This is a genomic window from Streptomyces sp. (assembly GCF_019510245.1).
Classification (GTDB): Bacteria; Actinomycetota; Actinomycetes; order Streptomycetales; family Streptomycetaceae; genus Streptomyces.
This window is the reverse complement of the sequence record NZ_JAEKKT010000096.1, coordinates 1-21,345: the sequence shown is the minus strand read 5'-3', so window position 1 is coordinate 21,345 and position 21,345 is coordinate 1. Positions and strand designations below refer to the sequence as shown.

The following is a 21,345-nucleotide window of genomic DNA, read 5'->3' as shown; positions in this document are numbered from 1 at the left end:
GAGCGGAGCGCGGTCAGCTAGCGGATCTTGTTACAGGTTTCTCTACCTCATCAAGGGCCCGCGCACAGCGCGGGCTGGCCCCCTGGGCCCGGCCCCTTTGCGCCTTCGGCGCCAGGGCCGTGCCCCTGGGGCCGCAGCGAACTACGGCCCTGAGTTGAGACCTCAACGAACGCAGCCACGGTCAGAACGGCCTCCGGCGGGGGCGCTCAGGCTCCGAGATGGCGGGGGCGCCGTTCGCGAGTGCCGGCGGACAGGGGCGTGCGTGGGGGTGCTCCCATCCCGTCTGCCATCGACCCAGGCAGAGCCGAGCAGACGCGGCCCATGGCGTCCAGGTCGTTCGTACAGTGGCGCGCTCCACCTGGACGCCATGAACCACGCCCGCTCCACGGTGTGTGGGCCGACGGCAGACGGGATGGAAGCTGGGGAGGATCGTGGTTGAGGAAGCGGGGCAGGTCACTGTGCAGGCTGAAAAGCGATGTTGACCGCTAGGGTGCTCTGTTGCAGGTCCGAGGAGGTAGGCACCCTGAAAGCATGGGGGATTCCAAAGCCTCGCAGGCAGTTCGCGTGATCTTCAATGACTACTACCCAGACCCAACCGACGCAGATTGTCTCCGTCGCGCGGTCACCAAGCGAGCCGACCAGATCACCGTACAAGACGAACATGTAGTGCTCTGGTTGGCGACTGTCGAGGTGGGGCGCTATCCCGTCAACACGGTCACAGCGATCGATCTCAACGGCAGTGCAGGTAGCCGCCGACGAGAGGATCCTGAAGCGGTACGGAAGCGGCATCCAAATGCCTACCAGCCCTGGTCGGATCAAGACGACGAGCGGCTTCTTGCGCTCTACCGTGCTGGTAACCGGGACCTTGAGGCTCTGGGGCGAGCGTTCGGCCGGCAGCCCAGTGCCATCGGATCGCGCCTTGCCAAGCTGGGACTTGAGCAGCTGTGAGGGATCCCGGATGGTTCGGGAATCTTTGCCGCGGGGCACAGCCGCTACGGGTGAGCATGTTTCACGTGAAACCCTCCTCCCGGTCATGCAAACAGGTCCACGACATGAACGTATGAGGGGAGCTGAGTTGCACCCTGCCGGATCTGTCGCAAGCGATCGTCATGCCTCTGACCTGCGACTATTGAGCGGTCCGGCTGTTGTCAAAGGTGACCGCTAAGATAGGCGGAGCTACTTCAAAGAGCTCTCACTGAACTACGCGTTTGGGGGCGTGAGTTCATGGCCTCCGGCCCACATGGGGTCGGTCTTGAGAGCGAAGGGAGTAGCTAGGTGGAAGAGGACCCTAAGAAGCTGCGACGTAGGTGGACTGGACCCGAGAAGTGGCAGGTTGGCCTTGCAGCAGTGGCACTAGTGTTCGTTTTCATCGACCACGCGGGTTGGATCCACTGACCCGCCAGGCGTCCCGTCGGAGGCGACACGTGATGAGCTGTGAATGCAGCGAGTCCGGTCGGTATCAGCTCGACCGGACTCGCTAAGGCAAGGGGTTTGGTCCTGGTTGCCGCCGGGGCCAAACCCCCTCTGTCTACCGTACTTGCTAGAAAAGTCCACGTCAGGACCCTAGCCGGAGACAATCTGTCTACTACAATACCTCCGCTTTGACCTGCCTGGCCAGCCAGGAAGGGCCTGCCGTGTAGCTACATACCGCCCTCGCCGTGTAGGTACACGCGTACCGCTCATTCTCCAATTAAGCAATTAGCGGAGGAACGACCGCCCATGCCTGCCCTCCTCTCGGGGCTCCACGCGGCGTCAACGCAGGTCACCGGGAGGCGAAGCCGATACTTGTCAAGTGACCTCCGTGCTGCTGACACCAGCGCCTGACACCAACAGGCCAGAACAGCAGCGGTCGGCGCCGAACCTCAGTAGACGATCGGCCGAGGACTACGGCCGGTTGATCCACGTCGCCTACCCCCCGTTCTCGACCTGATAAGGATGAGGCCACAGGTTCAAATCCTGTTAGCCCCACCAGCACGAAGACCCCCGGACCATCTGGTTCGGGGGTCTTCGGCATCTACGGCGCGGGATCGGTCGGGAGCGGGCATGAAAAGGCCCGGTCGCTGGCGACGGGGGATGCACCAGCGACCGGGTTGTGGCCAGCCTAACAAGGTGGCCTGTGCGGCGGGAGTCAACTTCTCGGCCGTCGTGAGCAGTTGTGATCGGGATCACTCAAAGGTGGTCAGCAGGGCGGGTCATAGGCGAGGCGGGGGAGATACTCACGCCACTTGGCGGGCGTCAGGACGTTGCGGGTGACCGCGCAGATGCGCCTGACCGCCTGGTCGACGTCGAGGCTCCACAGCCGGACCGTGTCGGCGCCGCTGGAGACGCCCAGCATGTTGCTCCGCGGGCTGAAGGAGAGGAAGTTGCCGGTCTTGGCGTTGGGGCTCATGGACTGGCCGATGGGGTGCGCCGAGGACGGGGACGACACGTTCCAGAGGCGGACCGTGTTGTCGTTGCCGCCGCTGGCCAGGGTCCTGCCGTTCCGGCTGAAGGTCAGGGAGACCACCGCCTCGGTGTGGCCGGTGAGGGCCGAGCCGAGACGGGTCGCGCGGCCGGGAGCGGAGACGTTCCAGAGGCGGACCGTGTCGTCGTCGCTGCCGCTGGCCAGGGTGCGGCCGTCCGGGCTGTAGGCGAGGGTGTTGATGGGCCCCAGGTGGCCCTTCAGGGGGGCGCCGAGGGGCTTGGCCCGGGTCCGGTCGGAGACGTTCCAGAGGCGGACGGTGCCGTCCGCGCTGCCGCTGGCCAGGGTGCGGCCGTCCGGGCTGAAGACGAGCGCGTTGACGTAGCCGGTGTGGCCCTCGAGGGGCGCACCGAGACGCTGGGGACGGGCCGGGTCGCTGATGTCCAGGAGCTGGACCGTGCGGTCGTCGTAGTCGGCGGCCACGGTCCGTCCGTCGGGGCTCAGCGCCAGCGCCTCGGAGCCCGCGTACCGGGTGTTCAGCCGGACCGGCGCACCGTACTGGGCGGGGTGTGCCGGGTCCGACACGTTCCACAGCTGCACCCAGCTGAGGTTGTCCTCGCTGGTCAGGATGATCAGGGTGCGGCCGTCCCGGGTGAACACCATCGAGCGCAGGTCCCGTGACCCGGTCGTGAACGGCTCGCCGAGCGCGGTGGGCCGGGCCGGATCCGTGATGCTCCACAGTCGCATCCGGCTGTCGCCGCCGCCGGTGGCCAGGACGCGGCCGTCCGGGCTGAACGCCCCTGCCGCGCCGATCATGTCCGAGCCCGGGATCGACCACAGCCGCACCTTGCCGTCACCGCTGCCGGTGGCGAGGGTGTGCCCGTCGGGACTCCAGCCGACGGCGTACATCTCGCCGCTGCTGCCCGCGAGCGGCTCGCCCACCTGGGAGGGGTAGGCCGGGTTGTCGACGTTCCACAGGCTGGCCGTGGAGTCCGCGCTGCCCGCGGCGAGCATGGAGCCGTCGGGGCTGAAGGCCACCGACCAGACGGGCCCGGTGTGGCCGGTGAGCGGCGCGCCCAGGGCCTTGGCGTGCGCCCGGTCGCTGACGTCCCACAGCCGTACGGTGTCGTCCTTGCTGCCGCTGGCGAGGGTCCGGCCGTCCGGGCTGAAGGCCACCGAGTGCACGGTCGCGGTGTGTCCCGTGAGCGGTGCGCCGACTCGTTCGGGCCGGCGGGGGTCGGAGACGTCGTACAGGAGGATCGAGTTGTCGTCGCTGCCGGCCGCGAGGGTGCGGCCGTCGGGGCTGAACGCGATGGAGCGCACGGCCTCGGTGTGGCCGGTGAGGGTGCCCAGCGAGGCAGGGTGGCGCGGGTCGTGCACGTCCCACAGGCGGACGGTGTGGTCCTCGTCGGCGGCGGCCAGGGTCTTGCCGTCCGGGCTGAAGGCGACCAGGTAGACGGTGCCGTCGTGGTCGGCCAGCGGTGCGCCCAGGGAGGTGGGGTGCCGCGGGTCGGAGACGTCCCACAGGCGTACCGTGCCGTCGTCGCCGGCGCTGGCCAGGGTCCTGCCGTCCGGACTGAAGACCGCGCTGGAGACCCAGCTCGTGTGGCCGAGCAGGGGCTTGCCCAGGGCCTTCGGCCGGTTCGGGTCGCTCACGTCCCACAGCCGGATCGTGCGGTCGTAGGCGGCGGTGGCCAGGACCTTGCCGTCGGGGCTGAAGGTGGTGAGGTAGACGGCGCCGGTGTGGCCGAGCAACGGGGTGGCCAAGGGGGCGTTGACGATGGAGATCAGGCGGTTGTTGGCGCCCTCGTCGTCGCGGCGCAGGTCGTGGGCGACCAGGTCGAGCTGGGCGGAGAGCGACGGGTCGGAGTACTGGAAACGGTCGGCTTCCGCCACCACCTGCTCGAACACCGCGTCGTCCCGCTGCTGCCGGGCGATCACGGCGGAGCCGGCCGCCAGCAGCGCGAGCACGACCAGCGCCGACACGGCGGCCCGGCTGAGCCACACGGTACGTCGGCGCAGCCGTACCGAGGCCGCCAGGAAGTCCACCGCGCTGCGGGTCAGGTAGGTGTCACCGGCCGACTTCGCCCAGGCGTGGGCCTGTTCCAGCCGCGAGCCCCGGTAGAGCAGCGCGGAGTCGTGGGACGACTCGTCCCACGCCCGGCCGTCCTCCTCGAGGCGCTGGCGCAGCAGATTGCCGTTGCGGTCCTCGTCGAGCCACTCGCGCAGCCGGGGCCAGGCGTGCAGCAGCGCCTCGTGGGTGATCTCCACGGTGTCGGCGTCGAGGGTCACCAGCCGGGCCCGGACCAGGGCTTCGAGTGACTCCTCCGTCTTGCCCGGGTCGGTGGATTCCGCGGCCAGCTGGCGTCGGGTGCCACGTCTGCGGGTCGCGTGCGTGTCCTCGCCGAGCCGCACCAGCCGGAGCAGGAGCAGCCGGGCGGCGGTGCGGGCGGCCGGGTCCAGGCTCGACCAGGCGCGTTCCGCGGTCGCCGCGACGGCGCCCTGGATGCCGCCGGCCGCCCGGTAGCCGGCCAGCGTCAGGCGGCCCGCCTTGCGGCGCTGCCAGGTGGCGAGCAGGGCGTGGGAGAGGAGCGGGAGGACGCCTGCGTCATGGGCGCCGCGTGGGCCGTCCGCGCTCACCTCGCGGACGATCAGTTCGGCGAGGCCGGGCTCCAGCTCCAGGCCCACGGCCTTGGCGGGAGAGGTCACGGCCTCGCGCAGTTCGGCGGTGGTCAGGGGACCGAGCACCATGTGGCGGTGCTGGAGCGCGTCGGCCAGTTCCGGGTAGCCGAGGCATTGCTCGTAGAAGTCCGCACGGATACCCAGGACGACCAGGGCGGGAGCCGGTTCATCTGTGGCCGCCGGGGTGCTGGCCGCGTGCAGGAGCTGGACGAAGGTGCGCCGGTCCGCCTCGTCGGCGCAGAGGGTGAAGGTCTCCTCGAACTGGTCGACGATCATGACCGGACGGGCAGGATGGGACCGCGAGGGCGGTCGTGTTTCACGTGAAACATCGACGGTCGATCCGGCCGTGGTCGGTACGGCATCGGTCGGTTCGGCCGTGGTCCGCCCGGCCGCCGTCCGCGTGCCCGCTGATTCCCGGCGGGCCCAGGCTGTGACCGCTCTTCGTACGGCGTCCGGGTCGTCCAGGTCTGCCGGCTCGGCCAGCTCGGGTATGCGGCGGGTCAGCTCCTTCACGGGGTCGGCGCCCGGGACGAGCTGAAGAATGTGGCGCCGGCGTCCGGGAGCCTCGTCGTCGGCCAGGGCACCGCTCTGGACAGCGGTGACCAGGCCGGCGTTCAGCAGCGAGGACTTTCCCGCACCCGAGGCGCCGACCAGCATCACCAGGCCGCCCTCCGACTCCGCGGAACGGAGTTGCGCGACCAGCGCGTCGGTACTGCGCTCCCGCCCGAAGAACCACCGGGCGTCCTCGCGGCGGTAGGAGGCCAGCCCCCGGTACGGGCAGACGCTGTCGACCGGCGGCGCCTGTTCCGTCTCCTCGGTCGCTTCCGGTGCGGGCAGGTCGCCGACCGGATCGGCCACGGCCCGTTCCCAGAGCTTCTGCCACTGGACCATGTCGTAGAGCCCGCCGGACACCGGTGTCGGCTGGGCGCGACGCGCCTGCGGGATCAGGACCTGAAGGACGGCGGAGAGAGCGACGAACTGTGCGGGCACGTTCTTCGCCCGCCGCCAGTCGCTGATCCGCTGGGCGGAGACCCGTACGGGCCGTCCCCGCTCGTCGACGCGATGCAGTCGGTCGACCGCCTCGGCGACGCGTTTGAGCGGAGGATTACCGGCCTCCCTGTACAGCAACGCGAGACGTTCCGCGAAGGCTGCGCGTGCCCCTGCGTCGGGACCCAAGGATCTCCACCCCTTACTTCCCCCGCTGCTGGCCATCCGGACCGGAAAACCCACTTTATACGGCTGACCTGCGGCGAAGCCCTGGTCCGGACGTCCTGCCCTCCTCATACGGGCCCCTCGGCTGGCAGGATTTCGCCTCAGCAACGCGGTGATCGGGGGTCGCCCCGACCGGCCGACCAGCTCAGCATTCGCAGAGGCAGCTCACGGCACCGCACGTTCTCGGTCACCTTCGGCCGGTGGTCTTCCGCCGGAGCGGCCGCCGGACGCGAGCTGTTCCCGCCCACTGAGCCGGCTCCGGTCTCAGTCGGCGGTCCCACACCTCCCGCGCCGTACGGCACCGGTCCCCACGTGGGGAGGGACCGGTGCCGAACGGCGCGGGATCACATCCAGCCCGCCGTACGCGCCGCCTCGACCGCGCGTTCCTCCGCGTCGTCGGCCTTCGCGGTCAGCGCCGCGTCCTGTCCGGCCGCGGTGCCGCCGGCCGCCGTCGCTGCCGCCTGGGAGGCGGTGAGGGCCGCGCGCAGGGCCGAAGCCGCCTCGGCGCGGTCGTCCAGGGCGGCGGCCAGTTGCGCGGCGAGCGCCGCGGTGGCGGCGGCATTGCGGGCACAGCGGGCGTCCGCGGCGGGGTCGGGGGCGGTACCGGCCAGTGCGGTGAGCGACTGGGCCGACAGCCGCAGCGCGTTCGCGGCCCGCCCCACCGGACTCGTCGGGACGGTCTGCGCCGCGTCGGGGGCGATCCCCGCGTGACGGCAGGCGGCCACCGCACGCTCGTACGCGCTGTGAGCGCGGGCCGAGTGCAGCTTTCTCAGGGTGTCCGCCGAAGGGGAGTCGGAGGAGGGAGAACCGGAGCGGGACTTCGAGGGGTCGGTCGGCATCTGTGCCTCCTCGCGGGGAATGCCGTGATGTGGGCGGTGGGTCGCTGCGGGTGCGTGGGGGCTGGTCGCGCAGTTCCTCCCCCCTCCTCCCCGCCTTCGGCCGAGGGCCACCCCCAGCGCCTCTTCGGGCGCGTCCTGGCTAGCCGAACAGCCCCAGTGCCGAGTCCACCGACCAGGTCTGCCAGCTCATCGCGAACAGGCCGACCAGCGAGATCAGGGCCATCATCAGGTTCTGCCCCTGTTCCGCCCAGTCGTGGATCATGAGGACCAGGTAGATCAGGTTGAGCAGGAACCCGGCCGCCAGCGCGATCGGGGTGAGGAAGCCGGCGACCAGTCCGAGGCCCAGGGCGAGCTCCGCGTAGGCCACGACGTACGCCATCAGCCGGGGGCGCGGCGCGACGACGGTGTCGAAGCCCCGCCGGACCACCGGCCAGCGGTGCTTCTCCGCGACACCGGCCGCCCACCGGATGCCCCCGCCGCCGAACCACTGCTTCTTGTCCTTGTGCCGCCAGCTCTCCAGCCACCACAGTCCGAGCCCGATGCGGAGCACCGCGAACCATTCGGCACCGTTCAGCAAGGCTGATCGCATCCCGCACCCTCCCCGGATCCCCATGACCATCTGTCCGAACCATCTACCTGACGGTTCGTCAGTTCAGCGGAAGGAGGCACGCGTCGCAAGAGGGAGGGCGGGACGAACTCCGGCGGGCGGGCGGCGGGCGAGGTGCGGTGGGCCTTGCTGGTGCGGGCTCCTGGGCCTAGCCTGAATGCCGACGGCTGATCTGATGGACCGTCAGATAATCTGGGAACTCCGCAGGCAGCAGGGGGTAGGCATGGCAGAGAACGCGACCGGCACCCAGGATCTGCCCAGGGTGATCAGCGTGGACGACCACGTGATCGAGCCCGCGCACCTCTTCGAGAAGTGGCTGCCGGGCAAGTACCGCGACAAGGGGCCCAAGCCCTTCACCGCCGGCATCGGCGAGCTCGCCTACGTCGGCGGCAAGTACCGCTTCACCACCGACCCCGAGGGCCAGACCACCGACTGGTGGGAGTACGAGGGCCTGCTCTTCCCGTACAAGCGGATCATCGCGGCCGTCGGCTTCTCCCGGGACGAGATGACGCTCGACGGCATCACCCGGGAGCAGATGCGGCGCGGCTGCTGGGACCCCAAGGCCCGCCTGGAGGACATGGACATGAACCATGTCGAGGCCTCCCTCTGCTTCCCCACCTTCCCCCGCTTCTGCGGGCAGACCTTCGCCGAGGCCGAGGACAAGGAGGTCGCGCTGGCCTGTGTCCGCGCCTACAACGACTGGATGGTCGAGGAGTGGTGCGGGGACAGCGGCGGCCGGCTGATCCCGCTCTGCCTGATCCCGCTGTGGGACATCGACCTGGCCGTCGCCGAGATCCGGCGCAACGCCGAGCGGGGCGTCCGGGCGGTCACCTTCAGCGAGATCCCCACCTACCTGGGTCTGCCGTCCATCCACTCCGGCTACTGGGACCCGTTCTTCGCGGCCTGCGAGGAGACCGGGACGGTGGTCAACATGCACATCGGGTCGAGCTCCCAGATGCCGGCCGCCTCCCCGGACGCCCCGCCCGCCGTCCAGGCCTCGCTCAGCTTCAACAACGCCATGGCCTCGATGATGGACTTCCTCTTCTCCGGGGTCCTGGTGAAGTTCCCCCGGCTGAAACTCGCGTACAGCGAGGGCCAGATGGGCTGGATCCCGTACGCACTGGAGCGCGCCGACGACGTCTGGGAGGAGCACCGCGCCTGGGGCGGGGTGAAGGACCTGATCCCCGAGCCGCCCTCGACGTACTACTACCGGCAGATCTTCTGCTGCTTCTTCCGGGACCGGCACGGCATCGAGGCGATCGAGACGATCGGCGTGGACAACGCGACCTTCGAGACGGACTACCCGCACGTCGACTCGACCTGGCCGGAGACCAAGCGGGTGGCCCAGGAGCACGTGGGCGGCCTGGCCCCGGAGGTGGCGTACAAGCTGTTGCGCGGCAACGCCATCCGGATGCTGGAGCTGCCGTTCACGTAGCCGGTTCAGCGGGCGCTCTGCTGGGCAGGGGACCTTCCATGAAGGTCTCCGTCGACGCCGACGTCTGCTACGGGTCCGGTGAGTGTGCGTTCCGGGCACCCGCTGTGTTCGGGTTCGAGGACGGGTACGGTTTCGTCCTGCCCGGACGGGAGGAGTCCGGGGACGACGAACTGGTCCGGGACATCGCCGAGCGCTGCCCGTCGCAGGCGATCCGGATCGACGGCAAGAAGGTCACTGACTAGCGGATGCGCAGCACCGGCACGGAACTCAGCGAACTCCTGGCCACCCTCGGCCGCCGCTACGTCCGCGACGTCCCGGGCCCCTGGGGCAAGACCCTCGCGGTCCGCGCGCTCAACCCATACCTGCGCGACCACCCCCGGCGGCGCGTCGTCGAGACGGTCTCCGGCGACCGGTTCGCGGTCGACACCCAGGACCTCATCCAGCGCTACCTCTACCTCTTCGGGGTGTGGGAACCGCACATGACCCGCTGGCTGCGCGGCCGGCTGGCGCCGGGGGACTGCTTCGTCGACGTCGGTGCCAACATCGGCGTCTTCAGCGTCCTGGCCTCCCGGCTGGTCGGTGAGCAGGGCCGGGTGGTGGCCGTGGAGGCCTCCCCCACCTTCCACCGCCGCCTCGAACAGCAGAGCGCGCTCAACGGCTGCCGGAACATCCGCGCGGTCAACGCCGCCGTCTCCGACGCCCACCGCACCCTGACCTTCGTGCTCGCCAGCTCCCGCAACATGGGCGCCAACAGCATCGTCCCGTGGGACGGCCCGGCCGAGTCCAGCTTCGACATCGAGGCCGTACCGCTGCCGGAACTGCTCCGGCCGGAGGAGATCGAGACCGCGCGGGTCGTCAAGATCGACGTGGAGGGCGCCGAGGGCGCGGTGGTACGCGGGCTCGCCCCGCTGCTGGAGAAGCTCCGCCCGGACGCCGAGATCACCGTCGAGGTCACCCCCGACCGGATGGCCCAGCTGGGCGACAGCGCGGACGACGTGCTGCGCACCATGACCGACGCCGGCTACCACGTCTACCGGCTCGCCAACAGCTACGCGGCCGACAGCTACCCCCGCGCCCTGTACGGCGATCCGGTGGTCCCGGTCCGCTGGGACGGCCCGGTGACCGAGGAGAGCGATCTGGTGTTCTCACGCGTGGACGCGGCGACCCTGTGAGCGGCCCGGCAGGACGGTCGTACCGCCGTACCGCCGTACCGCCGTATGTCACGCGTCAACCGCTGTACGTCACGCGTGACCGCCGTACGTCACGCGTGACCGCTGTACGTCACCCGTACCGCCAGCCGAGCTCCGCCAGTGCCCGGGCCCGTGCCGCCACGACCGTCATGCGGGCCTCCCGTTCCACCGGGTCGGTGTGCGCGGGGCGGCCGGTGACCTGGCCCTCCCACTTGCGGTAGAGCAGCCCGACCTCCGCCGAGAACCAGCCCCGGCTGACGGCGTCGAGGGCGAGCAGCAGCCCGGTGTCCTCGGAGGCGGGCAACGCCATCCAGCCGCCGAGGGCGAGCAGCAGCTCGCGGCGGACGAAGAGGGTGGCCGGGTGGACTTGGGCACGGAAGCCGTTCGCCGTCCAGTGGCCGAGCACCGTCCCGCGCTCGATCGGGCCCTCCTCCGGATCGCCCGGGAAACCGGCCGTGGAGCCGTCCGGCAGCAGGTCCAGAGCCCGTGAGGTGGCCCAGCCGAGGTCCGGGCGGGCCTCCAGCGCGGCCAGGTCACGGCCCAGGGCACCCGGCGGCAGCTGGTCGTCGGCGTCGAGGACCTTGACGTAGGACCCCCGTGCCCGGGCCACCGCCATGGTGCGCGCGACCCCGGGACCGCCGGCACGGCCCTGCCGGAACGACACCCGCGCGTCGTCGGGGAGGTGGGCCTGGACCTCTTCGCCGTGTCCGTCCTCCTGGATCAGCCACTCCCACTCCCACCCGTCCGGCAGCTTCTGCTCGCACAGCGACGTGTGGGCCTCGGGCAGGAAGCGGGCCGACGGCGCGTGGACCGCGGTGACGACGGTGATGCGCCGGGTCACGGCAGCGCTCACCACCTTTCCAGGTGTGTGGTGAAGAGCAGCTCGGTGCGGTCGCCGGGGAGCGTGACGGCGGTGATGTCCACGATGCGGTCGTGGATGTCGTAGGACGTCTTGCGCAGCAGGATCACCGAGGTGCCGGCCGGCAGGTCCAGCTCCCGGGCCTCCTCGGGCGTCGGCGGCCGGGCGGTGAAGCGCTCCTCGACGCGGTCGACCTCGATGCCGACGGTGTGCAGCTGGTTGTGGGTGCCGCCCGGCCAGGGTTCGTTGGTCTCGTCCAGGAGGTCCGGATTGGCCGCGATCAGGTCGCGCACGAGGTAGGAGGTCACCAGGCTGAAGGGGGCGGTCTCGGCGGAGTGCCTGGTCCGGTAGGTGCGCTCCAGGAGCACGGTGCCCGCCGGCACCCCGAACGCGTCGGCGAGGCCGCCGGGCGCGGTGAGCTCGCGGTAGCGGGCGAAGAAGACCAGGTCGTCGATGACCAGGCCGGTCTCGCGCTCGGTCGCGCCGGTCTCCCCCCGGGTGTCCTCCGGCATCAGGGCGCGGTCCTTCTCCCACTGGTGCCGTTCGTTGTCGCGGACCGCGCGGGTGCGCGGGCGGCGCACGAAGGTGCCGCTGCCGTGCCGCCTGTCGATCAGGCCCTCCGCGCTCAGCAGCCGCAGCGCGTTCTGGATCGTCGGGACGCTCCGCCCGTAGTGCCGGGCCAGCTCCGCCTCGGAGGGCAGCCGGGCGCCGGGCTCGCGCTCGCCCTCCCTGATGGAGCGGCGGAGGTCGTCGGCGATCTCCTCGTATGCCTTGGGCACATGATCAGCCTACGACTCCTCAAGAGGTGTTGATGAGTCGAGCCGTTCCGGCCACGGAGGCACGGGTGCGGAAATGCGGCGATGCGGAAACACGGGGATGCGGAAACGCGGGATGCGGGGATTCCGGGCGTGCGGAGACCCGCGACCGGGGTCGTTCCCGTCGCGGGTCTGTGTCGCAGTAGGCGCTGGTACGTACGCAAGTCGCCCTTGCGCCGTTGCGTCCGAGCCGTCTGTACCTGGGGGGATCAGCAGTCGAGCGGTGCCGCGGGGGGCTCGGCCGGGGTCTCCGCCTCGGTGGTGTCCAGGGGGCGGTGCCGGCAGCTGGGGGTCTTGCCGTGGGCCTCGGCCCGGATCCGCTGCTTCATCGTGGGCGGGAGGGACCTTGCCTGGGACCAGAGCCAGTGGGTCTGTGCCGGGATCGTCACCCGGGCCGTGCCGAGGTCGTCGCCGGTGCTGTTGCGCGGGGTCTCGGTCTGCGGTACCGCGGCGGCGGTGGCGGCGGAGACGAATCCGAGCGCCGTGCACAGGGCGAGGAATGCGGTGACGATGGCGGTCCACAGCTTCATGACCTTGGAGTTCCGGGCCATGGCCCCTCACTTTCGGGTTGGGCGATTTGCGTACTTTCCTCATGATGTGTATGGGGATCGCGAAGTGGGGGACGTCGGCCTGTGGCGCGTCGATGTTCTGATGAACACCACACGGATGGGTGCATGGCGTGGGAAAAATCCCAGGAAAGCCACATGAAAGGAGTCGAGGGGGAGCAAAGTAACCGTCCGTGGAGGTGTGATCACCCTCCGATCGGAGCGGTCCGGCCTCCTGCAACGCCTTGCGGGTCGCGCGGTGAAGAAGCTTCTCCTGGTCGCACTGGCCGCCATCGGCGGGCTCCTCGTGTACCGCCAGATCCAGGCGGATCGCGCCGAGCAGGATCTGTGGACGGAGGCGACTGACTCCGTGCCCACGGGTTCGTGAGTAACGACAACAGACGACACTGAGACCCCGGCCGCCGGTGCGGTCGGGGTTTTGCGTTGCCGGGACTCGTGTGGGCTTCGAGCGGGGCGTTTCGGACGGTCGTGCGGATCGCCGGGTGGCGCGGAGGCGCGCGGGGCAGTATGGGGCCCGGCCGGGCCGTGACTTCGGCGGTCGGCGGACGACGACTGGGGGCGCGCGTGACACGGCGGTGGCGTACGGCGGCATGGCGGGGCATCTGCGTGACGGCCGCCCTCGCACTGACGGCACTGCTCCCGTCGGCCTCCGCCGCTGCCGACGGCGGCAGCGGATACGCCTTCGCCCCGGACGCCCGCACCGTCACCGGAGCGGCGAGCACCACGGACGCCGTACCGCTGGAGCCCGGTACGACCTACCGGAGCACCCTCCCCGACAAGGGCGAGCTGTACTTCCGCCTCGAACTAGCCGCCGCCACCACGGCCTACGTCCCCGTCACCGCCGTGCCGCCCTCCTCCGCCACCGTCTCCGCCAGCGACGGCATCGAGGTCTCGATCGAGGACGCCAACGGCTCCGCCTGCGACTACGACAGCGCCCGCTTCGGCGCCGGACTCAGCCCCCGGCCGGTCACGGCGGTGGGGCGGCGGGACGCCGGCAAGGCGCTGTGCCAGGCCGCCGGCACCTACTACGTGGTCGTCGAGCGGGCCGTGTCCGGCTCGCACACCACCTCCCCGGGCAGCTGGGACCTGGAGATCGCACCCGTCACCGAACCGGCCCTGGCCAGGACCGGTGCCACCGCCGCCCCCGAGGCCTGGAACTCCGCGTCACCCGAGCCGCTCACCTCGGACCCCCGCCACCGCACCGCGGGCGCCGGCTTCACCACCGCCCGCACCCTGGACCAGGGCGTCTGGCAGACCGGCATCACGCCCGGCCAGACCCTCTACTACGCCGTCCCGGTCGACTGGGGCCAGCAGCTGCACGCCACCGTCGACCTCGGCAGTACCGGCGGCGACGCGCACGGCTATGTCAGCGCCGCGCTCAACCTCTCCCTCTACAACCCCGTGCGCGGCTACGTCGACGACGTCTCCCTCGGCTACGACGGCACCCAGAAGTCGTCCTCCCTCGATCCTCTGCCGCCGGTCGCCTACGCCAACCGGTACGCCGTCTCCGGTGCGCAGAACGCCGTCCGCTTCGCCGGCGCCTACTACCTCGTCGTCCACCTCACCGGGCAGACCGCGGACACCTTCGGGAAGGGGCCGTACGGCGTCACGCTCCGGGTCCGCGTCGACGGCACACCGAACTCCGGCCCCGGGTACGCCGGTTCGCCGGTCCCGAAGGGCATCTTCGGCGTGTCCTGGGACCGGGGCGGTCTCTTGGAACCGGCCGGTGACGACCACACGGCGATGCGGGCGCTCGCGGCAGGCGGCATCGGCACGGGCACGGCCCTGCTGCTCGTCCTGGGCGTGTGGACCCTGGTGGCCCGGCGTGCTCAGAGCCGGGCCAGCGCCCAGAAACCGACGGCGTAACAGGCCAGCGCGAGGAGAAGGATGGGTACGGCCGCCCTGGCGGGTGGGCCGGGCCTGGGCGCCCGCCGGCGGCGCCGGCCATGGGTACGGACCGCCTGCGGCGGCGGGGTCTGCGGGTCCCGCGCGGTGTACGTGGCCGTGGGGGTGGGGGTGTCCGCGTGCTGCTGGACCGGGGGGAGCGGCTGCGCGGGGGGCCAGGGCGTGTGGGGCTGCGCGACCGGGGCGGCCGGTGACTGGGCGTACGGCGGGTACGGCGGTGTCGGCGCGGACCGCGCGGCAGCGGAGGGCGGGGTGACCGGCGTCCGGGGCGGGGGAAGCCGGAAGCTGCCGGTGTCGGACATGGAGGCCGGGGCCGGGGTGGTTGTGCTGCTGCCGCTGCCGCTGCCGCTGCCGCTGCCGCTGCCGGTACCGGTACCGGTACCGGTCACCGGGGGCGACCCGTCGGCGCTCCCCGCCTCCGCTCCGGCCCACGCCCCGTCCTCCGCCCCGGGCGCCACTGCGGCCGGATCCGCCCCCGAGGGCGTACCCCGTCCGGCCCCGGCCGCCGTGACCGGCCTCGCACCCGAGCCGGTACCCGACCGGGGATCCGGGCCCGGGCCCGAACCCGGCCCTGGAGCCGCGGGCGATTCCCCCGCCGGCTCCGGGCCCGTGGCGCTCCCGGCCGCCCGCGCCCCCGTCGCGGTCGACGTGTCCGCACCCGGCGCCGCCGCACCAGGCCCCACCGCCGCTGCCCGTGCCGACCCCGGGCCCGTCCTCGTCCCCGGAGCAGCAGGCCGGTCCGAAGTCCCCGACGTCGTCTGCGTCGTGTCGACACCGGAAGCCAGGCGCACCGGGCCGGCCGGCCCGAACCCCGGTGGCAACGGCCCCAGTTGGTCGAAGATCTCGATCGACTCGTCGTCGGCGTCCGTCTCCGGGAGGAGCTCCCGGGCCTCGGCGAGGGCCCTGCGGGCTCCCGTGGCCGTGCGGAAGCGGGCGCGGGGGTCCGGCTGGAGAAGGCTGGCGACGACCTGCCAGAGCGGGTCGGGGATGCTCTTGGGCGCTCCGGGGGTGCCGTGTTCGGCGAAGTACTGGACGAGCGCCTTGGCGTCTGGCTTGGCGCCCTCCATGAGATACAGGGCGACCAGACCGACGGCGAACAGGTCGGCCGTGAAGTCGGGCTCGGCGCCCAGGAGTTGCTCGGGGGCGATGTAACCCGGCGTACCGACCACGAGGTTGGTCTCGGTCAGCCGGGCCTCGCCGAACCGCATGGCGATGCCGAAGTCGGACAGGCGCAGCCGGGGACGGGCGGTGCCGGTCGCTTCCAGCAGGATGTTGGCGGGCTTGATGTCCCGGTGGACCACACCCTCGGCGTGCACCGCGGCGAGGCCGGCGAGGAGCTGGTCGAGGAGGGTGCAGACGAACAGCGGGGGAAGGGGACCGTAGTCCCCGACGAGGTGGACCAGCGAGCCGCCGGCGACCAGGTCCATCGTGAACAGGACCTTGTCGTCGTCGGCGGCCCAGCTGGCCGGGGCGAGGACATGGGGGTGGTCGATGCGCAGCGCCTGCTCCCGCACGAAACGCAGGAGCGCGTGGGCGTCGCTCTGCTGGAGCACCTTGGCCGCCACATAGCGCTTGCGCCGGTGGTCCCAGGCGCGCCAGACGGCGCCCACTCCGCCATGACCGATCGGGTCGGCCAGTTCGTACCGGCCCGCGAAGACCTCACCCATGACTGCCCGTGCCCCTCCCCCTCGGGTTCCCCGGCCACCCCCCTTGCCTGTTACCCCCCTTGCTTCCCCCGGATGAGCGATACGACCCCTCTCGCGTGACCCCCTCTGCCAGGGCCGGGCCCCGCCCGGTTCACCGGACCCCCTCCGGTGCGCCGGGCCGTGGCTCAGCTCTGGTGCGACTGGTAGTGCGTGACCGCGTCCGCGGTGCGGCCCGCACCGTAGACCCGGAGGAACTCCGCCAGCTCCGGGTGGGACGGAGCGAGTGTGTCGGCCGCGTCGATGATGTCACCGGCGGCGGCCACCGAGCGCAGCAGCGACTGGATCTCGCGGACCACCCGCTTGACCGTCGGCGCCCCCGAACCGCTCGTCGTCTGCGTGGTGTTGCTGAGCACCGAGCCCCCCTGGGACTTCTTGATCTCGTCCATGCGCTCGGTCGCCTCGGCCGCGCTCACGCTGCCGTCCGCGACCTGGGCCGAGAGGTCCTGGAGCAGCTGCACCCGCTGGACCACGGCCGGATTGCCGATCTTCGCCCGCTGCCCGCTCATCAGCTGCGACAGCATGGGCGCGGACAGTCCGAGGACCGCCGCGAGACGTGCCTGGTTGAGCCCCAGGTCGTCGATGAGCTTACGGAAGAGCGCCCCCAACGGCTCTCCGTACCAGTTCCGCTGCAGCTCCCGCGCTCTGGCGGTGGCTTCCTGCTGTGCGGCGTCCATTGCGTCTCCCCATCGCTTCCCCAAAAAAACCACGGTTCGCTACAGCGAACCCCGTCGAGCATCTTACGGAGAGTGGTCATCTGCGGGGACCCCCAATCTTTTTGCGAGGTACGGGGGGTGACCCGGTACTCTGGTCTGCGGCACCGACCCTGCGGACCTCCCGCTCGGCCGGTCGCTCCCGTACGGGGCCTTAGCTCAGTTGGTAGAGCGCCGTCTTTGCATGGCGGATGTCAGGGGTTCGACTCCCCTAGGCTCCACTCTTGGACAGCCCCTCTGAACTGCAGAAACGTGGTTCGGAGGGGCTTTTTGGTGCGTACGTGAGCGGCCGATCACTGGATTGCGTCGGCTTCGGCCCGGGCCTGTTCGGCCTGCGTGCGCAGGTCGGGGACTGCTGGATGGTGGGGGCCGTGGACGCGCAGGACGTCGGCGAGCAGCCGCTCGAAGATCGCTGCGGCCTCCGCACGGTGCCCGGCCTGCCGGCAGGCGCGGGCCAGGCGGCGGCGTGCGTCATGGACGTCGGTGTGGTCCGGGTGTCCACGGCGTCGGCCGGCCGCCCCACGTGGGCACGGAGGCGCAGCACGTCCACGTGGTCGGGCCCCGGCCGGCCGGCCGTCTCGGCGACCAGGTCGCGGAGTCGCTCGAAGTGCTCGGCGTTCAGCTCGAGGATGCCGTCCTCGTCGTCCTCGTCGTCCTCGGCGTCCTCGGCGGTCATACGGATCCGCCTCCGGCCGTCGTGCCCGGGCGACCGGATCGGTGCGCGGCCGCCGCTCGCATCAGGTCCAGCAGGGCGTGCAACCCGGGTGACGGTGTGCACCGCGTGGACCACGAGCCATCCGGCTTCCTCGCCGTCGGCGAGCCGGGCCGCCAGCCGGGTCTTGCCCTGTCCGCCGGCGCCGTGCAACCAGCGCACCGTACCTGGATCCGGCAGACGTGTCCGGCGCGGCATGCCGACGTGCCGAGGGCACGCTGTCACGCGCCGAATGGCGCATGTACCTGGCGGACATCCCCTACCGGAGGGTCTGCTAGCCCCATGTGACCCCTCTGACCTGCGTAAGCGCGGTCAGAGGGGTCATGTGTTCATGCTCGTCGTCAGGCGCTTGGTTTCACGTGAAACGGCGGACCGCCTGCCGGACTCAGCGATTCTTGTCGTCCCCGGGCCGGGAACCGTGCTCCTCCGCCTCCTTCGCCTGGACCTCCGGGTCCAGGGGGGAACTGCCGTCCACCGAGCCGAGGTGGCCCGCATCCGGGACCTCCGTTGCGGCCGGGGGCCCGACCAGCCAGTCAGGGTTGGCCTGCTTGTCCCACCACTTCCAGGCGGCGAAGGCCGCACCGGCCAGCACGCCGAGCACCGCGAACCCCTTGAACGCACGGCCGCACGCCGAGCGCCGCTGGTTCCGGCGGGCCAGCTTCTCGATCTCCTCGGCCGACACGTTGCCGCGCAGCGCGGCCAGCGCGGCGGCACCCCGCGCGGTCGCCTCCTCACGGACCGGACCTGCCGCCGCCACCGCCTGCTCGATCCTCGGACGCGAGTACTCGGCGGCCTGCCGGGCCGCCTTGCGCGTCAGGTCGGCGGCGTCATGCGCAGCCTGGTCCACCTTCGGCGGTACATGGGTACGCGCCTGCTCCAGACGCGGCACGAGACGGGCGTCGTACTGGACGCGGGCCTGCTCGGCGGCCTGCGACACCACGGGCGCGAGCCGTACGCGTGCCTCCTGTGCGTAGTACGCGGCACGCTCCTTGGCCGTGTCGGCGTAGGGAGCCACCGCTTCCGCGGCGTGCCGCACGCTGTCCTTCGCCGAACTGGTCGCGGCGCGCACGCTGTCTTTGCGGGTCACGGGTTTCCTCCTCCTCGGTGGCGTACGGTATTTCGACTTTCCACCCTTTTACGGATCATGCCTGCCCGCGGGCCGAGCGGCGCGCGAGGACGGGCATACGGGTGCAACCAGATCTAAGAGGGGCTTGTCGACGACAATGCCACGGATCGACGCCACGCGCCCCCGCATGACGGAAGGGGTTCCGCAAGTGATTCGTGAGGATCCGCGCCCGGAAGCTCCGGGCGGGCATCGGACCCGCCGTACCGTGCGAGGATCGGGACACTGAAACGAGCACAACGGAAGGCGGATCGTGGCCGAGCAGCTCTACGCCACCCTGAAGACCAGCCTCGGCGACATCGAGGTCAGGCTCTTCCCGAACCACGCGCCCAAGACGGTCAGGAACTTCGTCGAACTGGCGCAGGGCGAGCGTGAGTGGACCCACCCCGCCACCGGCGCCGTCTCCACCGACCCGCTCTACGACGGCACCGTCTTCCACCGGGTGATCAGCGGCTTCATGATCCAGGGTGGCGACCCCCTCGGCACCGGCATCGGCGGCCCGGGCTACAAGTTCGAGGACGAGTTCCACCCCGACCTGCGCTTCGACCGCCCCTACCTGCTCGCCATGGCCAACGCGGGCCCCCGCACCAACGGCTCCCAGTTCTTCATCACGGTCAACCCCGCTCCCCACCTCAACCGCAAGCACACCATCTTCGGCGAGGTCGTCGACCCGGCCGGCCAGAAGGTCGTGGACAGCATCGCGGCCGTCCCCGTCAGCGGACCCAACAAGCGGCCCGTGAACGACGTCGTCATCGAGACGGTCGTCGTCACGAAGCGCGCCGGCTGACCGGGGACGAAAGAAAGCGCCCGAAGGGAACCAAACGCCCCGCTCGTCCGTAAGGATGGGCGGGGCGGAACACTGCCCACGACGAGCGAGGGGACCCCATGGAGGACCAGGCGACAGGCAGCGCGCGCGACGCCCACAGCCTGCCCAAGTGCTACCGGCACCCGGACCGGGAGACCGGCGTGCGCTGCACCCGCTGCGAGCGCCCCATCTGCCCCGAGTGCATGGTCAGCGCCTCCGTGGGCTTCCAGTGCCCCGACTGCGTCCGCGGCACCACCGAGGGCCACAGCGGGCCGCCCCCCGCCGCCTCCCGGCCCCGCACCCTCGCCGGCGGCACGATGACCGCCGACCCACGGCTGCTCACCAAGATCCTGATCGGCATCAACATCGCCGTCTTCCTGGTCCAGCTGTCTGTCGGCGACAGCTTCACCAACCGCTTCGAGCTGATCGGCCAGGCCTGGTTCCCCCAGTACGGCGCGGTCGAGGGCGTCGCACAGGGCCAGTACTACCGGATGCTGACCGCGATGTTCCTGCACGGCAGCTACATCCACATCCTGTTCAACATGCTCAGCCTGTGGTGGATCGGTGGCCCGCTGGAGGCCGCGCTCGGCCGCGCCCGGTATCTCGCGCTCTACGTCGTCTCCGGTCTGGCCGGCAGCGCCCTCACCTATCTGCTGGCCGACGCCAACCAGCCCTCGCTCGGCGCCTCCGGCGCGATCTTCGGCCTCTTCGGAGCGACCGCGGTGCTCATCCGCCGGCTCAACTACGACATGCGGCCGATCATCGCCCTGCTGGTGATCAACCTCATCTTCACGTTCAGCTGGGCCAACATCGCCTGGCAGGCCCACATCGGCGGCCTGGTCGCGGGCGTCATCGCCGGCTACGCGATGGTGCACGCCCCGCGGGAGCGGCGGAACCTGATCCAGTACGGCACGTGCGCCCTGGTGCTGGTAGTGGTGGTCGTCCTGACCCTCGTCAGGACCGGTCAGCTCACCTGATCACGGCGGCGCACCGCACCGATACCGAACCGTTGTCCACAGTCGGTGGCCGATCTTGTGCACAACGTGCGTGCACAACTGCGCCCCCTCCCACTCACCTGCGTTTCGGCAGGTCAGGGAGGGGGCGAGCGGTTGTGCAGCGGGTGTTGTGGTAGTCGTACCGGCGTCAACGCCCGACGGGTTATCCACAGATCGTCGTCTTTTCCCCAGGAGGGTGTGGACAGCAGGTCAGGCCTGTGGATAACTCAGCGAACAGCCCTGGGCAGAGCTGTCGGCCGGGTTATTTCCACTGCGTGGAGACGCCGAAGCCGGCCGCGATGAAGCCGAAGCCCACGACGATGTTCCAGTTGTCGAGGCTGTCGATCGGCAGCGAACCGTCGGTCACGTAGAAGACGACGATCCAGGCCAGCCCGATGAGGAACATGGCCAGCATCACCGGCGCGACCCAGGCGCGACTGTTGAGCTTGATGGCGGTCGCCTGCTTCGCCGGGGGCGGCGTGTAGTCGGCCTTCTTGCGGATACGTGACTTCGGCACGAGGGTCTCTCCTGTCGATGCGCTGCGTGGCCGCGCAGGTAACTGGGTCGGGCTCGGGGCAGCGTACAAGGGGACAGTAAGGGCAGACTGAGCGCTCCCCCGGGCGTCCGTTAGCGTAGTGCTTCCGTGGCGCTGAAGGAGATAAGGGTACGTTGAGCAATTCTGCCGACTCCCCCGGGACCGGATCCAGTCCTGCCCGCCGACGAGGTTTCCGGCCGGTGCGAGTGCTCACGGTGGGCGTCTTCGCTCTCGCGGGGCTCCTTTTC

Annotated in this window: 19 protein-coding genes and 1 tRNA gene; 9 read left to right on the top strand and 11 right to left on the bottom strand. The window is 70.8% G+C overall.

Features of this window, described 5'->3' with window-relative positions:
• The first annotated feature begins 531 nt into the window (after positions 1-531).
• Positions 532-948, top strand: a complete 417-nt coding sequence (locus JF597_RS05750) for a hypothetical protein (RefSeq protein WP_293990148.1) — start codon at positions 532-534, stop codon at positions 946-948.
• Between the two features lie 1,231 nt (positions 949-2,179).
• Here the strand turns inward: JF597_RS05750 and JF597_RS05745 are convergent.
• The 3 genes from JF597_RS05745 to JF597_RS05735 all read right to left on the bottom strand — a co-directional run bounded on the left by JF597_RS05745 (position 2,180) and on the right by JF597_RS05735 (position 7,723).
• Positions 2,180-6,295: an AAA family ATPase gene (locus JF597_RS05745; RefSeq protein WP_293990146.1), complete on the bottom strand. Its 4,116-nt coding sequence runs from the start codon at positions 6,293-6,295 to the stop codon at positions 2,180-2,182.
• A gap of 344 nt (positions 6,296-6,639) precedes the next feature.
• A complete protein-coding gene (locus JF597_RS05740) occupies positions 6,640-7,134 on the bottom strand; it encodes a hypothetical protein (RefSeq protein WP_293990144.1) in 495 nt (164 codons plus the stop codon).
• Between the two features lie 139 nt (positions 7,135-7,273).
• Positions 7,274-7,723: a DoxX family membrane protein gene (locus tag JF597_RS05735; RefSeq protein WP_293990142.1), complete on the bottom strand. Its 450-nt coding sequence runs from the start codon at positions 7,721-7,723 to the stop codon at positions 7,274-7,276.
• A gap of 241 nt (positions 7,724-7,964) precedes the next feature.
• Between JF597_RS05735 and JF597_RS05730 the strand changes: the two genes are divergently transcribed.
• Genes JF597_RS05730 through JF597_RS05720 form a run of 3 tightly spaced genes read left to right on the top strand, consistent with a single transcriptional unit; the run spans position 7,965 to position 10,348 of the window.
• Positions 7,965-9,176, top strand: a complete 1,212-nt coding sequence (locus JF597_RS05730) for an amidohydrolase family protein (protein WP_293990140.1) — start codon at positions 7,965-7,967, stop codon at positions 9,174-9,176.
• Positions 9,177-9,214: 38 nt separating this feature from the next.
• Complete coding sequence (locus JF597_RS05725; protein ID WP_293990138.1) at positions 9,215-9,418, top strand: ferredoxin; 204 nt, start codon at positions 9,215-9,217, stop codon at positions 9,416-9,418.
• Positions 9,419-9,421: 3 nt separating this feature from the next.
• Entirely contained in the window at positions 9,422-10,348 is a 927-nt protein-coding gene (locus tag JF597_RS05720) for an FkbM family methyltransferase (RefSeq protein WP_293990136.1), read from the top strand.
• 109 nt (positions 10,349-10,457) lie between these two features.
• On the opposite strand, the gene JF597_RS05715 is transcribed toward JF597_RS05720, so the two are convergent.
• The 3 genes from JF597_RS05715 to JF597_RS05705 form a co-directional block, all read right to left on the bottom strand.
• Positions 10,458-11,219, bottom strand: a complete 762-nt coding sequence (locus JF597_RS05715; protein WP_293990134.1) for a glycosyltransferase — start codon at positions 11,217-11,219, stop codon at positions 10,458-10,460.
• Positions 11,216-12,004, bottom strand: a complete 789-nt coding sequence (locus JF597_RS05710) for a GntR family transcriptional regulator (RefSeq protein ID WP_293990132.1) — start codon at positions 12,002-12,004, stop codon at positions 11,216-11,218. Before JF597_RS05710 ends, JF597_RS05715 begins: the two co-directional genes overlap by 4 nt.
• A 245-nt stretch (positions 12,005-12,249) precedes the next feature.
• Positions 12,250-12,591 (bottom strand): DUF6344 domain-containing protein, encoded by a 342-nt coding sequence (locus JF597_RS05705; protein ID WP_293990130.1) that lies wholly within the window; start codon positions 12,589-12,591, stop codon positions 12,250-12,252.
• A gap of 253 nt (positions 12,592-12,844) precedes the next feature.
• On the opposite strand from JF597_RS05705, the gene JF597_RS05700 reads away from it, so the two are divergent.
• Complete coding sequence (locus JF597_RS05700) at positions 12,845-12,973, top strand: DLW-39 family protein (protein ID WP_003999697.1); 129 nt, start codon at positions 12,845-12,847, stop codon at positions 12,971-12,973.
• A gap of 197 nt (positions 12,974-13,170) precedes the next feature.
• Complete coding sequence (locus JF597_RS05695) at positions 13,171-14,472, top strand: hypothetical protein (protein WP_293989990.1); 1,302 nt, start codon at positions 13,171-13,173, stop codon at positions 14,470-14,472.
• On the opposite strand, the gene JF597_RS05690 is transcribed toward JF597_RS05695, so the two are convergent.
• Positions 14,436-16,178, bottom strand: coding sequence for a serine/threonine-protein kinase (locus tag JF597_RS05690; RefSeq protein WP_293989988.1), 1,743 nt, complete (start codon positions 16,176-16,178; stop codon positions 14,436-14,438). The genes JF597_RS05695 and JF597_RS05690 overlap by 37 nt on opposite strands.
• Positions 16,179-16,342: 164 nt before the next feature.
• On the bottom strand, positions 16,343-16,891 hold the full coding sequence (locus tag JF597_RS05685) for a DNA-binding protein (RefSeq protein ID WP_293989986.1): 549 nt from the start codon (positions 16,889-16,891) through the stop codon (positions 16,343-16,345).
• A 184-nt stretch (positions 16,892-17,075) separates the two neighbouring features.
• Here JF597_RS05685 and JF597_RS05680 point away from each other — a divergent pair.
• Positions 17,076-17,148: transfer RNA gene (locus JF597_RS05680), tRNA-Ala, on the top strand.
• On the opposite strand, the gene JF597_RS05675 is transcribed toward JF597_RS05680, so the two are convergent.
• On the bottom strand, positions 17,139-17,801 hold the full coding sequence (locus JF597_RS05675; protein ID WP_293989984.1) for a hypothetical protein: 663 nt from the start codon (positions 17,799-17,801) through the stop codon (positions 17,139-17,141). The genes JF597_RS05680 and JF597_RS05675 overlap by 10 nt on opposite strands.
• A gap of 223 nt (positions 17,802-18,024) precedes the next feature.
• Positions 18,025-18,726: a DUF5324 family protein gene (locus JF597_RS05670; RefSeq protein ID WP_293989982.1), complete on the bottom strand. Its 702-nt coding sequence runs from the start codon at positions 18,724-18,726 to the stop codon at positions 18,025-18,027.
• 289 nt (positions 18,727-19,015) lie between these two features.
• Here JF597_RS05670 and JF597_RS05665 point away from each other — a divergent pair, with 289 nt between their 5' ends.
• Positions 19,016-19,549, top strand: a complete 534-nt coding sequence (locus JF597_RS05665) for a peptidylprolyl isomerase (protein WP_293989980.1) — start codon at positions 19,016-19,018, stop codon at positions 19,547-19,549.
• Positions 19,550-19,647: 98 nt separating this feature from the next.
• A complete protein-coding gene (locus JF597_RS05660) occupies positions 19,648-20,544 on the top strand; it encodes a rhomboid family intramembrane serine protease (RefSeq protein WP_293989978.1) in 897 nt (298 codons plus the stop codon).
• Between the two features lie 280 nt (positions 20,545-20,824).
• Here JF597_RS05660 and crgA read toward each other — a convergent pair whose 3' ends face one another.
• Positions 20,825-21,079, bottom strand: coding sequence for a cell division protein CrgA (crgA, locus tag JF597_RS05655; protein WP_046727637.1), 255 nt, complete (start codon positions 21,077-21,079; stop codon positions 20,825-20,827).
• Positions 21,080-21,345 lie beyond the last annotated feature (266 nt).